Raw genomic sequence first — 229 nt, 5'->3', positions numbered from 1 at the left:
TTCCAGGCGTTGCCTCGAAGATATTGCGCCCTATTAGTGACAAGAATATTGAAGTTGACATGATTGTACAGAATGTTGGCTTGGATAAAAAAACTGACTTTACCTTTACGGTTCATAGAAATGACTATAAAAAGGCGAAAGCGGTATTAGAAGAAGTATGTGAGAAGCTTGGTGCTGAGAGGACTGCAGGTGATAACGATATTGCAAAAGTATCTATCGTCGGTGTAGG

At 40.2% G+C, this 229-nt stretch carries 1 protein-coding gene; it reads left to right on the top strand.

All coding sequences use genetic code 11. The features are described from left to right. Nucleotides 1–229, top strand: a 229-nt coding sequence (locus A3756_RS06080; RefSeq protein ID WP_156490312.1) for an ACT domain-containing protein, incomplete at both ends; no start/stop codon positions are given.

The organism is Oleiphilus sp. HI0086, assembly GCF_001635225.1.
Note: the sequence above shows the minus strand (reverse complement) of the source record. Positions and strands in the feature narration are given on the sequence as shown.